Genomic DNA, 13,292 nt, shown 5'->3' with positions numbered 1-13,292 from the left:
CTATGTTATCGAACGTCGTCCGATACTCGTACGGCGTTCGATCCGAGAGGTCCATCATGAGCACGCTCGTCGCCACGCCCACCACGCCCCCCGCGTACACCTCGCTGCGCGCCGCAGCGCTCCCGCTTGCGGCGCTCTGCCTGGCCTTCTTCGTCGAGATGGTCGACAACACGCTGCTCTCCATCGCCCTGCCCACGATCGGCCGATCGCTCGACAGCGGCACGGCCGGGCTGCAGTGGGTGACGGGCGCCTACTCCCTCACCTTCGGCGGCCTGCTGCTGATCGCCGGCTCGGCCGCCGACCGGTTCGGCCGCCGCCGAGTGCTGCTGAGCGGCCTCGCGGCCTTCGGCCTGATCAGCCTCGCCGTCGTCCTCGTCGCCGACATCGGCCAGCTCATCGCGCTGCGGGCGCTGCTCGGCGGCGCCGCTGCAGCCATGGCCCCGGTCACGATGTCGCTGATCTTCCGCCTCTTCGACGACGCGAGACTGCGCATGCGCTCGATCACGATCGTGATGATCGTCGGCATGTCCGGATTCGTCCTGGGCCCGATCCTGGGCGGCTCGGTCCTCAGCCACCTCAGCTGGCAGTGGCTCCTGATCGTCAACGCGCCGATCGCCCTCCTCGCCTGGATCGGCGTCCGCGTCGGCGTGCAGGCCGACCGGCGCGCGGATCTCACCTCCGAGCGGCTCGACCTCCCCGGCGCCGCCCTCACCGTCACGGCCATCGGACTCGGCTGCTACACCCTCACCAGCGGCGTGCAGGACGGCTGGCTCTCGCTCGCGACCCTCGCCTGCGCCCTCGGCACGGTCGCCGCGATCGTCGGCTTCGTCCTCCGGGAGCGGCGCGCAGCCTCGCCGATGATCGACCTCGCACTCCTGGGCACCGGACCGGTCCGAGGCGCGGCGCTCACGCAGCTCGCGGCCTCGATCGCCTTCGCCAGCGTCCTGTTCGGCCTGATCCTGCACTTCCAGTACGCGTACGGATGGAGCCCGATGCAGGCCGGCATCGCGAACCTGCCGATCATCGTCACCATGATCGCCGCGACGCCGATCGCCGAGCGGCTCGCGTCGCACCTAGGCCACCGCCTCGCCTGCCTCGTCGGCACGGCCCTGCTCGTCGGCTCGCTTCTGGGCATGGCCTGGGCGGTGGACCACGGCTACCTCGCGATCGCCGCGATGATGGTCCTCCTGACGATCGGCCTGCGGACGATCATGACCATCTGCGCGGTCGCCCTCATCGAGGCGATGGACGAGAACCGCACCTCCATCGGCGCCGCGCTCAACGACACCTCCCAGGAGGTCGGCACCAGCATCGGCACGGCCGTCGTCGGCACCCTCATCGCCGCGCTGGTCACGACGACGCTCCCGTCCGGCGCCTGGAGCTCCGACCTCGTCCAGACCTTCTTCGCCGGCGAGCGGATCGCGTACCTGGCCGTCGCCGTCCTCGTCGGCCTGATCGCGACGATCGGCTCGCTCTCCCTCACCGACTCGCGAGTCACGGAGGAGCCCGCGCCGTCCGAGGCCCCCCGCACCGCTGAATGACTCCGGCGGACGGCACCGCGTCCCGATCGGCCGCTGACTTCCGCTGGTCGATTAGCCGCGCCGCGGCGTATCGAGACCCGCGGACACCAGAAGCACGGCGGACGGGGATCTCGATACGGCCGCTCCGCGACCTACTCGATCAGCAGAAAGCGAGCGGACTGCTCGATCAGCAGGGTCTGCTTGCTGGTCGAGCAGCCGCGCAGCGGCATATCGAGACCCGCATCCACCAGAAGCCCGGCGGACGCGGATCTCGATACGGCCGCTCCGCGGCCTACTCGATCAGCAGAGGAGCAGCGCTCAGCAGCGGCGCGCCGCGTAGGGCGCCTCGAGCACCGTGGAGGCGCCTCCGACGGTCACGGTCGCGCTCAGCGACCCGGCCGCCACCGACACCGCACGGGTGGTGAAGGCGTGGGTCGCGGCCGCTCCGGGCGCCGCGGTCAGCACGGGCGACGTGCCCCAGGCCGAGCGCAGCACGACGCTCGCCGGCGACGTGCCCGTGTTCCGCACCACTCCGGTCGCCACGACCTTGCCGCCGATGCAGCGGGTCGACGCGGTGAGCGTCGCGGACACGACGGGCGCCGTCACCACGACCGTCGCCGTGACGCGTACCGCCGTCGAGCTCGACAGCACCTTGCCCGTCGCGTTCCACGCCGTCGATCCGCCGGCGCCCACCCACTGGTTCTCGTTCGCGCCGATCGTGCGCACCACTCCGGTCACCGCGTAGCGGCCGGGAGTGGAGGCGCGGACCGAGGACGTGTCCCAGGTGATCGGCTGCGAGGCCGTGCCGCGCCCGTAGGCGAGGACGACGTCGGTCCGAGCGGGAAGCGCGGCGACGACCGCGTCGGCGGCAGCCCCGGAGGCGACGCTCACGTCGCCCAGGTCGGCGCGCACGGCGGACGCCGCATCCGCCTTCCGCACCTCGTCGTACTGCCCCGCGGTCAGCGACACGATGCCGCCGTGCTTGGTCGACGGCGCCATCGAGAACCCGGGGTCGGTCAGCTGCGTCCAGCCCGCGTCGAGGTCGGTGGTGACCATCGGGCGGTAGCCGGTCGAGGGGATCACGTCGACGTACAGGTACCAGCGGTCCTCGTCGTGGTCCTTGAAGACCGCGGGTCCTTCGACTCCGCCCGCGTTGCCGCCGGCCCAGACCGCTCCGATCCGGTCCTGGATCGGCGTCCACCGTGCCGCCGGCAGCCACCACTGGGCGGCGGTCGTCGACTCCATGTAGATGCCGCGTCCGGTGCCGTTGTCCTTCGAGATGCGGTAGGTGGTGCCGCCGTCCTGGATCAGCGTCGTGTCGATCACATCCGCTCCGGTGTCGACGAAGGTGCCGCCGTAGGAGTAGGTCTCCTGGGTGAAGTCGGTCGTCGAGCCCCAGAGGATCCGCGACGCTCCCGTGCCGGGAGTGTGCGCGGCGGTCGGGTAGACGGTCGAGGACCAGTAGAGGACGAACGAGCCGTTCCCCTGCCCGTCGAAGTCGTCGACCCAGGTCGCCTCGGGCGCCCACATCATTCCGGCCTCGAGGGCCCGCTGCCCGGCGTCGTCGAGTGACACGTCGAACTGGCGCAGGTCGCTCCACGACACGAGGTCGGTGGACTCCCAGACGTTCATCTTCACGCTGCCCTGGGTGGTCCAGTAGCACCAGGTGGTGCAGGAGCCGGTGCCGCTGTCGCCGCCGAAGACCCGGAGGTCGGTGGCGATGATGTAGTACTTCTCGGTCTCGGGGTTGTACGTGAGGTAGGGGTCGCGGACGCCGGTCGTTCCGAGGTCGGAGGCGAGGATCGGCTTGCCGCCGTTCAGCGGGTCCCACTTCTCGGGGTCGTCGCCGCGCGAGACGTCGAGGTAGATCTTCTCGGCGTAGCCCTGCGCGTCCTCGATGAAGTGGACCATCAGGTAGCCGTAGGGGGTGTCGACGCCGACCTGCGGCTCGACGGTGACGGCGATCTGGCGGGTGGCGGCGACTCCGCGGATGCTCGCCGTGGCGGTCAGGGTGCTCGTGCGCGCCTGCTGGCCGGCCGCCGGGCGGTCGGCGCTCAGGGTGCGGCCGTCGGCGCCGATCCGCAGGGCGGGGTCGCTGGAACTCCAGGTCACCGCTCCCCCGTAGTCGGGGAGGTTCGTGGTCGAGTCGTCGACGGTCAGCGGAGCGACTCCGTCGAGCACCGCGGAGGCGAGCGGCGCGAAGGTGCTCGCGTGCAGCTGCGCGTCGGCGGTCGAGACCGAGGCGACCTCGGTGCCGGTGAGCGCCCGGTCGTAGACGCGGAACGTCGACACCTCGCCCTTGTAGAAGGGGTCGGGGTACGGCGCGCGGCCGATGGTGTTCAGCGACTGGTCCGTCACCGAGGACGGACGCAGCGCGGTCGGTGCCGAGGCCACGCGCACGCCGTCGACGAAGAACGAGATCGTGCCGGCCGCGCCGTCGATCACCGAGGTGAGGCTGTACCAGCGGTCGGCGGCGATGCCCGAGGCGCCGCGCGCGTTGTTCTCGGCCCCGCCTCCGTTCGTCGTGATCGCCGTGCGGACGCGGTCGCGGACCGACGCGAACCAGTACTGGCTCGTGCTGTCGCTGCCGATGTTCCAGAGGAAGTGGAAGGTCGAGAGCATCGACGCGTCGGCGCGGGTCTCGACCGTCACGGTGGCCGACGAGCGGCCGGTCAGCAGGTCGTCGGGCAGCTCGACCCACGGCGCGGCGCTCGTCTTGGCGCCGCCGGGGAGACGGAGCGACGTGCCGGTCCACAGGGAGTCGGTCCCGTTCACGACGCGCGCGGGCCCCACGGCCGAGGCCGCCGTGTTGGGCACGCTCGCGCCGGTCGCCTGGGTGAAGCGGTACTCCGCGAGGAGTCCCGACTGCGGGATCTGCGCGGGCTCCGCGGCGGCGACCGGAGGGGCGACGAGGCCCGAGAGCAGCACCGCCCCCAGCCCGAGCGTCGCGAGGGCGGCGCGCAGCGGTGCGCGCCTGGTGCTGGTGGTCATGGTGTGCTCCTTCGCACGAGGGGGTGTCGGGGGTGGATCTCGAGACGGCCGCCGAGCGGCCTACTCGATCAGCGGGGAACCCTTGCTGGTCGAGTAGCCGCGGAGCGGCGTATCGAGACCCGCGACCCCAGAAGACGCGGATCTCGATACGGCCGCCGAGCGGCCTACTCGATCAGCAAGAGGGAAGGCATGCGGTCGCCATCGATCAGCAGAGGAAAGGCCTCCGGCCGCCACCCTTGCTGGTCGAGTAGCCGCGGAGCGGCGTATCGAGACCCGCGACTCCAGAGGACGCGGATCTCGATACGGCCGCTGCGCGGCCTACTCGATCAGCAAGAAGAAGGCACGCGCCGCCATCGATCAGCAGACGGGAGGCCGCGCAGCGGCCTACTCGATCAGCGAGGGTGCGGGCCTAGCCGCAGGTCAGCGCCGCGTACGCGGACTGCACTGTGGCCTTGCGCCCGGCGTCGTCGATCCCGGCCGCGGTGACCGTCGTCGATCCGGCCGGCAGGGCCACCTGGCGCGTCGTGAAGCTCGCCGTCGCGGTCTTCCCGCCGCCCAGCGCCGGGAAGGTCTTCGTCCCGGACACCGAGGCGACCGTCACGTCGGCCGGCAGGTCGTCGGCGTTGCGGACCGTGGTGGTCAGCACCGCCTTGCCCGAGATGCACCGTGCGGTGGTGGTCGCGGTGACCGTGAGCGGCGTCGTCGACTCCGGGGCACCGACCGACACGCGGTAGCGCTGGCAGTCGTTGTTCAGCACGTCCCACTGGCCGATCAGCGTCCCGTCGAGGGCCGAGCAGTTGAACAGGTCGAGCGCCTTGCCGCTGTGCACGGCGCGCAGCTCGACGGTGCCGTCGTTCGCCGGACGGAGGCGCCAGGCGCTCCCGGTGACGCCGCACGCGCCCTGCGTGACGGTCGCGCCGTTCGCGGTGGAGCCTCCGGTGACCGCGAGGCACTTGCCCGCTGCCGTCACCGGGTGCATCTCGACGTCGCCCGCGCCGGTCGGCGTGAACGTGACGCGCTGGCAGGCGGCGCCGGTCCACTCCCGCTGCTGCAGGGCCGTGCCGTCGGCGGTCGAGCAGCCGGGCAGGTCGAACGTCTTGCCGGTGGCGAACGAGCTCACGGCGACCGCTCCGGAGGGTCGGAGCGACCACTCCTGCGCAGCCGCACCCGACACCGTCGCCTGCCGCACCGCGGTGCCCGACGCCTCGAGCAGTCGGCCGCTCGTGCGCGAGGTCAGCGTCGAGTACCCGCCGGTCCCGGGGGTCACGCTCCATTGCTGGCAGCCGGTCGCGAGCCACGAGGACTGCTGGATCCCCGCGCCCGAGGCCGTCGAGCAGCCGACCGACCCGAGGGACTTGCCACTGCTGGCGTTCACGAGGCGGACGAATCCGTCACCCGTGCTGTCGAGCTTCCAGTTCGCGCGGGGCGTCGAGCAGGAGCCCTGCACGACGGCCGCGCCGTCGCCGCTCGCGGTCGGCGAGACGGTGGCGCACTGGCCGGTGCTGCGGCTGACGAGCTGCCACGGAGCGCCTTCGACGCGGGCCGTGATCGGCGCGTTCTCGCCGCTGGGGACGGGGATCTGCGCGCTCGTGCCGAGCGGGGTCCCGAAGTCGGGCTCGCCCTCGGCGGTCCAGTCGACGATGTGCGCACGCGCCGAGCGCTCGCGCGAGCAGCCGCCGTCGGGGCGGGCGTTCGCGTGGTAGAGGTTCCACGTCTCGGTGCCGTCGGGCGAGTCGAAGAAGTCGTTGTGACCCGTGCCGAACTCGCCGTTCGCCTCCGAGAAGACCGGTCCGTCGCTCTTGGTCCAGGAGGAGGCGAGCACGGGGTCGCCGGTGCCGTCGTACTCGAGGGTGGCGAGCTGGTAGTCCTCGGTGCCGCAGAAGCTCGCCGAGTAGACGATCCAGGTGCGGCCGTCCTTCTGCAGCGGGACAGGGCCCTCGTTCACAGGGGCGCCGATGGTCTCCCACGGCTCGACCGGCTGCGAGAGCACGTTCAGCGGTCCGGTGGCGGTCCAGGGGTCCGACATCCGGGCGATGTAGTTGTTCTGCAGGCGGTTCGGCCCGGGCGAGAACGCCGACCAGGTGATGAAGAGCTCGCCGTTCAGCTCGAGGTACGCGCCGTCGATGTTCCAGTCGTCGGTCGGGATCGGGCGGCCCTTGTAGGTGTAGGGGCCCATCGGGTCGTCGCCCGCGCTCTCGATGACCTGCAGGTGCTGGCGGTCGAAGTTGCCGGCGGTGCCCATCGTGTACATCAGGTACCAGCGGGGCCCGTTCGGCCCGTTCAGGCGCTGCAGCTCCGGAGCCCACATGTTGGCGTTCCGGCCGGGGTTGGTGTCGGTGTACACGGTCACCGGAGTCGTCGTGCCCAGCGCCGCGAGGGTCGGGGCCTTCCGCATCACGACGCGGTTGTCCCAGGTCGTGGCGACCATGTAGTAGTTGCCGTCGTGGAACTCGATCGTCGGGTCGGCGGTGTCCGGGTCGATCGGGTTGGTGAAGGTCGGCTCCCCGAGCGCCGCGGCCGGAGCGGCGGCGAGCATCGGGAGGGCGACGACGCTCGCGAGGAGGATCAGGAGCCCGGCCGTGAGGCGGCGGCGCACGGACGTCAGCACGTCGTCACCACCCGGGGACAGACGCTCGTGGGGCAGGGGGCTGCTGTCATGGGTGACTCCATCGTCGAGGGTGCGTCGCGGGGACGCGGTGCGCTGCGGACAGCCGGGAGGCTTTGGTGCGGAGGGGCGCCTGGTCGTCCTCGACCTGCTCGCCCCCGCGGCCCTCCGGCCTTGTTCACGGTAACATCGCGCCTCGCGAGCGGTCAATCCGTCCGTCCGCGGCCCGCGACCCCGGCCGGGCGCGGCGCTCCTCCGTCAGCCCGCGTTCGGCAGCAGCACCTCGACGCGGCCGTCGGACACCCTGGTCTCGAACCTCGGCTGCGGCGACGTGGCCGGGCCGCGGAGCACCTCGCCCGAGTCGAGCGAGAACACGCTCCCGTGCCACGGGCACGAGACGCACGCCTCGCCGGACCGGTCGCCGACGGCACCCTCGTCGAGGGGTCCGGAGAGGTGGCTGCAGACGTTCGACAGCACGCTCACCCGGTCGCCGCGGCGGAAGGCGAGCAGCGGCACACCACCGACCTCCTTCACGACGGTCTCGCGCTCGGGCAGCTCGTCCAGCGGCCCGAGATCCTGCCAGCCCGAGGGGAAGCGGTGCGGCACGTCCTCGGCGTGGTTCGCGCCCGCCGCCTGCCGGTAGCTGAGGTGGCCGCCGAGATAGCCGCCGCCCGAGACGACGGCGAGCCCGAGCATGCCGAGGACCTTGCCGCTCGTCCGGCGCCCCCGCGCCCGCTGCACGAAGGAGGCGGCGTAGAGCGCCGTCGCGACCACGTTGGCGGAGGCGTGCACGAGGCCGACCCGCGTCTGCTGCTCGTGCAGCTCGGACCAGTCCGTCCACCCGGCCGCCGCTGTCGGCAGCACGCTGACGACACCGAGGCCGACGAGGGTGCGCGCCGCGCGGTCGTTGCCGGGCAGCAGGTCCAGGACCGCGGCCGACACCCACGCGCCGGTCGGCACGAGCACGAGCAGCGGATGCACGGGATGCCCCACCGGGACGCCGTGCATCACGTCGCGCACGGGCTGGGGGCGGATCACGGAATTCACGACCGCGCGGGCCCGCTCGACGAGCGGATCCAGAGCGGCGGCGTTCTCGAGGCGGCTGACGAGTCTCACGAACTTCATTTCGCGCATGCTCCAGGACACCGCGGCGCGACCGCGCGCACCAGGGGGTTGTGGCGGAGCGGTCGGAGCCATGGCGGGATCAGCGCGGACGAGGCAGCAGCTGCGCGGCGCCGAGGGTCGCCGCGATCGCGGGCCCACCGCACCCGCATCCACCGCCCCCCTCCACCGCAGAGTCCCACGCCTGACGGCGCACTCGGCGTGCTTACAGCGTTCCCAGCGCGATCCTCGGCAGCAGGCGCTGGATCGCTGTCGCGGCGGCTCCTCTCGCCCATTCGACGAGCCCTCCGTCATCGACGATCAGCGTCAGCGGATCAGCGTCGGGGTCGCGGGTGCCCGCGATCACCGCGTCCACCACCTGGGGCTGCTCCGTGTAGAGGGCGACCCCCTCGCCGGCGAGGATGACGGTGTCCGCCATCGACAGATTCGCGATGGCGGCGATCATCGTCCCCAGCGCGCGCGCGGAGTCTTCGAGGATCCTCGCCGCTCCCGCGTGGCCGTCGCGAGCGGCCGCGAACCCTTCGGCGAGGGACAGCTCCCGCCCCGTTGCGATGAAGAGCTGCCGGGTGAGCGAGGGCAGGCTGAGCATGGCGGTCGAGCAGCCGCGATGGCCCGCCTCGCAGACGGGCCCGCCCGGGTCGAGCGGGTAGTGCCCGCCGAGCCCCAGACCCGCGGACGGCGGTGCGACGACGCGGTCGTGCACGACCAGACCGTAGCCCACACCCGCTCCGACGGTGAGGACGGCGAAATGGGGGATGCCTCGCCCCCTGCCGAACCAGTGCTCAGCGCCGGTCAGCGCGACGACGTCGTTCTCGAGGGCGACCGGGAGGCCGAGTGCGGAGGAGAGCGGGCCGGCGAGGTCGACATCGCGCCATCCCAGGAACGGCGCGCGGCTGACCCTGCCGTCGGCGCCGATGCTGCCACCCAAGGACACGCCCAGACCTGCGAAGACGGTGGCTCCACCGAGCTCGTCGACGACATGTGTGATCGCCGCGATCACCTCCTCGGGACGCCTGCCGGGTAGAGCGCGCACCAACTCGACCTCGGTCCGGGCGCGCAGATCGGTCCGGACAGCGAGGATCTCGCTGCCGGTGACCTTGACGCCGACGAAGCTCAGGGCGTCGGCCCTGATGTCGAGCGGTCGGGCGGGTCGGCCGACGCCCGCGGTCAGTTCAGGGCCCTCGACGAAGAGGCCGCCGTCGATGAAGGGACGAGCGAGACGGGTGAGGCTGGCGGGTGAGAGCCCGAGACGGCGCCCCAGGTCGGAGCGGGCGATGGGGCCGTGGATGAGGACTTCGCGCGCCAGCAGCTCGGCCGAGCTGCCGGAACCGTCATCGGACCCGATGGTGTCGGTCACGGCACCCCTTCTTTTCGTTTCAACAGGAATGTAGCGGCTCGCGGGCGGTCCGGCACAGAAAGAGCACCGCTCGGATCGCCTTGACACCCCTATTACTTCTGCTATAGAAATAACGCATGCACCGCAGCATCGCGTCCACGAACGAGTCCCACGCCCGGATCGGCCTCGAATCCCGCCTGTTCCACCTGGAGAGCGGCGGCACGAGCGTGGTGGTCGACGCCCGGCTCGAGACCTTCCCGACGATCGTCCACTGGGGTGCCGCGCTCGGGAATCTTTCCTCCACTGAACTAACTTCTCTCGTCGACGCCGCTCTTCCGCAGCGCGTGTCCGGCGGACTCGACGCCTTCGCCCCCCTCGGACTCGTCGCCGTCGAAGCCGACGGCTGGCAGCACGCGCCGACGTTCGAAGGCACGCACGACCGCAGCACGGCGTCGGAGCGTTTCGACGTCATGAGCATCGAGTCGATCGGCTCCTCCTTGCGCATCAGCGCGATCGGAGCAGGCGTGCGCGTGACGATCGACCTGGAGGTCGACACCGCCGGTCTGCTCACCCAGAGGGCCCGGGTCGAGAACCTCGACGCCCGACCCTTCCGCCTCGAGCGACTGGAGCTCGGCTTCCCCCTTCCCGCCACCGCGCGGGAGATCCTGGACACCACCGGTCACCATCTGCGGGAACGCCACCCGCAGCGCCACGAACTGACGATCGGCGAGCACGTCCGCACGACGCGGCGCGGACGCCCCGGAGCGGATGCGACCCTCCTGCTCGCCGTCGGCACTCCCGGCTTCGGATGGGAGCGCGGTCTCGTGCACGGCGTCCACTTCGGCTGGAGCGGGAACTCCGCCGTCCGCGCCGAGCGCACGGTCGAGGGCGTCTCGTTCCTCGCGGCCGGGGAGCTGCTGCGCCCGGCCGAGGTCGAGCTGGCGCAGGGCGAGAGCTACGAGACCCCCGTCGCCTACGGCTCCTGGGGTGACGGCCTCACCGCGCTGCAGTCCCGGTTCCACGCATCGGTCCGTTCGCGACCGCAGCACCCCTCGACTCCGCGACCGGTCACACTCAACACCTGGGAGGCGGTCTACTTCGACCACGACCTCGGGCGTCTCACCGCCCTCGCCGCGCGCGCCGCGCGGATCGGCGTCGAGCGGTTCGTCCTCGACGACGGCTGGTTCCTCGGTCGGCGCGACGACACCGCCGGCCTCGGCGACTGGACCGTCGATCCCGACGTCTGGCCCCAGGGTCTCTCGCCGATCATCGACGCCGTCACCGGGCTCGGGATGCAGTTCGGCCTCTGGGTCGAGCCGGAGATGATCAGCCCCGACTCCGAGCTGGCGCGCGCGCACCCGGAGTGGATCCTCGGACCAGCCGGGCATCTGCCGCCCTCGGGACGGCAGCAGCAGGTCCTCGATCTCTCGCAGCAGGGTGCGTTCGACCACATCCTCGACGCTCTCGATGCGCTGCTGGCCGAGTATCCGATCGCCTACCTCAAGTGGGATCACAACCGCGACCTGATCGAGGCGGTGTCCCCGGCCACGGGCCGAGCGGCTGTGCACGAGAACGTGCTCGCGCTCTACCGACTGCTCGATGAGCTTCGCGCACGGCACCCAGGAGTGGAGATCGAGTCCTGCGCGTCCGGAGGCGCCCGTGTCGACCTCGGGATCCTCGCTCGGACCGACCGGATCTGGACCAGCGACTGCATCGACCCACTCGAGCGGCAGACCATCCAGCCCTCCACGCAGCTCGTCGTCCCGCCGGAGCTGATGGGGCAGCACATCGGCGGCCCCCGGTCGCACTCGACCGGCCGCACCCAGTCGCTCGCGTTCCGTGCGGGCACCGCGCTGACCGGGCATCTCGGCATCGAGTGGGACGTCTCGGATCTCGACCCCGCCGTCGAGGACGAACTGGCAGCCTGGGTCGCCTTCCACCGCGAGCACCGCGCACTGCTGCACACCGGCACCGCCGTGCGCGCCGACCTCGCGGATGATGCGGCCGCGCTCTCGGGCGTGGTCGCCGCCGACCACTCGGCCGCCCTGTTCACCTTCGCCCAGCTGCGCACCGGCGAGAGCTACCCGCCGGGACGCATGACCCTCCCCGGACTCGACCCTGACGCCGCCTACTCCGTGCGGCTGGCGCCGGTCACCACGCCCCTCGGCGGTCCCGGGCAGTCGCCGCTCCCCTGGACCGAACGCGAGACCGTCCTCAGCGGACGAGTGCTGGCGTCCGTCGGCCTGCAGGCGCCCGTCCTCGCTCCCGAGCAGCTCGTCGTCGTCCTCGTCACGGCGATCTGATCCGCCTTCATCGTCCACTCCACCGGCGGACCGTTCGCCGAACCCCGCGCCGGCATCACGTCGTGAGCAAGCGCGTTCGATCTCATCCCCCCGCGCAAGGAGGCGCTGCATGACCCCCCGCCACGATCCCCCCGGGTTCTCCCGGAGACTCTTCCTCTCCGTCCCCCTCGCCGCGGCCTCCGCCGCGGCTCTCGCCTCCTGCGCCTCCCCCGGGGCTGCGGACGGCGTGACCACCCTCGACTTCTTCCAGTTCAAGGCCGAGGCGGTCGAGGATTTCGCCCGTATCATCCGCGACTTCGAGGCGGCGAACCCCGACATCCGCGTGATCGCCAACAACGTGCCCGACCCGGACACGGCGATCCGCACGCTCCTGGTCAAGGACAAGGTCCCCGACGTGCTGACCCTGAACGGCAGCGGCTACTACGCGGACCTCGCGAAGGCCGGCGTCTTCCACGACTTCACGGGCGACGAGCTCGTCGACCGGGTGAATCCCGCGGCGCTCGAGATCCTCGCCGATCTCGGCAGCTTCGAGGGCGACGAGATCAACGCCCTCGCGTTCGCGAACAACGCCGACGGCATCCTCTACAACCGCACGATCTTCGCCGAGAACGGCCTCGAGGTGCCGACGACCTGGAGCGAGCTGATTGCGGTCTGCGACGCCCTGGTCGCCGCGGGCGTCACTCCGTTCTACGGCGCCCTGCTCGACAACTGGACCGGCGCCCCCGCCTTCAACGCCATCGGCGGGCAGCTCCAGCCCGAGGGCTTCTTCGAGGCGCTGAGGGAGGAGGGAGCGGACCTCGGCCCCGACTCGCCCGTCTCGTTCTCGAAGGACTACGCGAGCACGATGGAGCGCCTCGGCACCCTCTTCTCGTACACGCAGGAGGGCGCCTTCGGCCGCGGCTACGACGACGGCAACCAGGCCTTCGCCGCAGGCGAGGCCGCGATGTACGCGCAGGGCATCTGGGCGATCAACCCGGTCCGCACGAACAACCCCGACATCGACCTCGGCGTCTTCCCCTACCCGGTGCTCGACGATCCCGCCGAGACCCGCGTCACCTCCGGGGTCGACGTCGCGATCGCGATCGGTCGGGGCACCCCGAAGCTCGACGCGGCCCGCCGCTTCGTCGACTACCTGCTCACCCCCGGCGTCGTCGAGCCGTACGTCGCCAGTCAGGCCGCGTACTCGCCGCTCGTCGACGCCGCGCCCAACGCCGACCCGACCCTCGCCGAGCTGCAGCCGTACTTCGCCGAGGGGCGCCTGATCGGCTTCGTCGACCACCAGATCCCCGCGAGCATCCCGCTCAACCCCACCCTCCAGGCGTTCCTCGCCGACGGGGACGCCGATGCGGCGCTCCGGACCCTCGACAGTGAGTGGCGCAAAGTCGCGGCACGCACGACCAGGAAGTGACCCGGCC

General features: G+C 71.7%; 7 protein-coding genes. 3 read left to right on the top strand and 4 right to left on the bottom strand.

Annotated features, from left to right (window positions below; genetic code table 11):
- The first annotated feature begins 56 nt into the window (after nucleotides 1-56).
- Nucleotides 57-1,541 (top strand): MFS transporter, encoded by a 1,485-nt coding sequence (locus C1I63_RS06915; protein ID WP_107574280.1) that lies wholly within the window; start codon nucleotides 57-59, stop codon nucleotides 1,539-1,541.
- A 297-nt stretch (nucleotides 1,542-1,838) separates the two neighbouring features.
- Here C1I63_RS06915 and C1I63_RS06910 read toward each other — a convergent pair whose 3' ends face one another.
- From C1I63_RS06910 to C1I63_RS06895, 4 genes are all read right to left on the bottom strand, one after another.
- Nucleotides 1,839-4,511, bottom strand: a complete 2,673-nt coding sequence (locus C1I63_RS06910; RefSeq protein WP_107574279.1) for a LamG-like jellyroll fold domain-containing protein — start codon at nucleotides 4,509-4,511, stop codon at nucleotides 1,839-1,841.
- 409 nt (nucleotides 4,512-4,920) lie between these two features.
- Nucleotides 4,921-7,119 carry an RICIN domain-containing protein gene (locus tag C1I63_RS06905; RefSeq protein ID WP_211315586.1) on the bottom strand — a complete coding sequence of 733 codons (2,199 nt, stop codon included), beginning with the start codon at nucleotides 7,117-7,119 and terminating at the stop codon, nucleotides 4,921-4,923.
- Nucleotides 7,120-7,374: 255 nt separating this feature from the next.
- Entirely contained in the window at nucleotides 7,375-8,250 is an 876-nt protein-coding gene (locus C1I63_RS06900; protein ID WP_107574278.1) for a Rieske (2Fe-2S) protein, read from the bottom strand.
- A 193-nt stretch (nucleotides 8,251-8,443) separates the two neighbouring features.
- The gene (locus C1I63_RS06895) at nucleotides 8,444-9,595 is read right to left on the bottom strand and encodes an ROK family protein (protein WP_107574277.1); all 1,152 of its coding nucleotides are present in this window, start codon (nucleotides 9,593-9,595) and stop codon (nucleotides 8,444-8,446) included.
- A 116-nt stretch (nucleotides 9,596-9,711) separates the two neighbouring features.
- Here C1I63_RS06895 and C1I63_RS06890 point away from each other — a divergent pair, with 116 nt between their 5' ends.
- Nucleotides 9,712-11,877, top strand: coding sequence for an alpha-galactosidase (locus C1I63_RS06890; protein ID WP_107574276.1), 2,166 nt, complete (start codon nucleotides 9,712-9,714; stop codon nucleotides 11,875-11,877).
- A 109-nt stretch (nucleotides 11,878-11,986) separates the two neighbouring features.
- Nucleotides 11,987-13,285, top strand: a complete 1,299-nt coding sequence (locus tag C1I63_RS06885) for an ABC transporter substrate-binding protein (RefSeq protein WP_107574275.1) — start codon at nucleotides 11,987-11,989, stop codon at nucleotides 13,283-13,285.
- Nucleotides 13,286-13,292 lie beyond the last annotated feature (7 nt).

Origin of the sequence: Rathayibacter caricis DSM 15933 (assembly GCF_003044275.1) — a bacterium.
Classification (GTDB): Bacteria; Actinomycetota; Actinomycetes; order Actinomycetales; family Microbacteriaceae; genus Rathayibacter; species Rathayibacter caricis.
Note: the sequence above shows the minus strand (reverse complement) of the source record. Positions and strands in the feature narration are given on the sequence as shown.

Excerpts from the sequence above, each read along its gene's own strand:
- C1I63_RS06910 (WP_107574279.1), bottom strand. The coding sequence starts at position 4,511 with ATGACCACCAGCACCAGGCGCGCACCGCTGCGCGCCGCCCTCGCGACG.
- C1I63_RS06890 (WP_107574276.1), top strand. The coding sequence starts at position 9,712 with ATGCACCGCAGCATCGCGTCCACGAACGAGTCCCACGCCCGGATCGGC.
- C1I63_RS06885 (WP_107574275.1), top strand. The coding sequence starts at position 11,987 with ATGACCCCCCGCCACGATCCCCCCGGGTTCTCCCGGAGACTCTTCCTC.
- C1I63_RS06915 (WP_107574280.1), top strand. The coding sequence starts at position 57 with ATGAGCACGCTCGTCGCCACGCCCACCACGCCCCCCGCGTACACCTCG.
- C1I63_RS06900 (WP_107574278.1), bottom strand. The coding sequence starts at position 8,250 with ATGCGCGAAATGAAGTTCGTGAGACTCGTCAGCCGCCTCGAGAACGCC.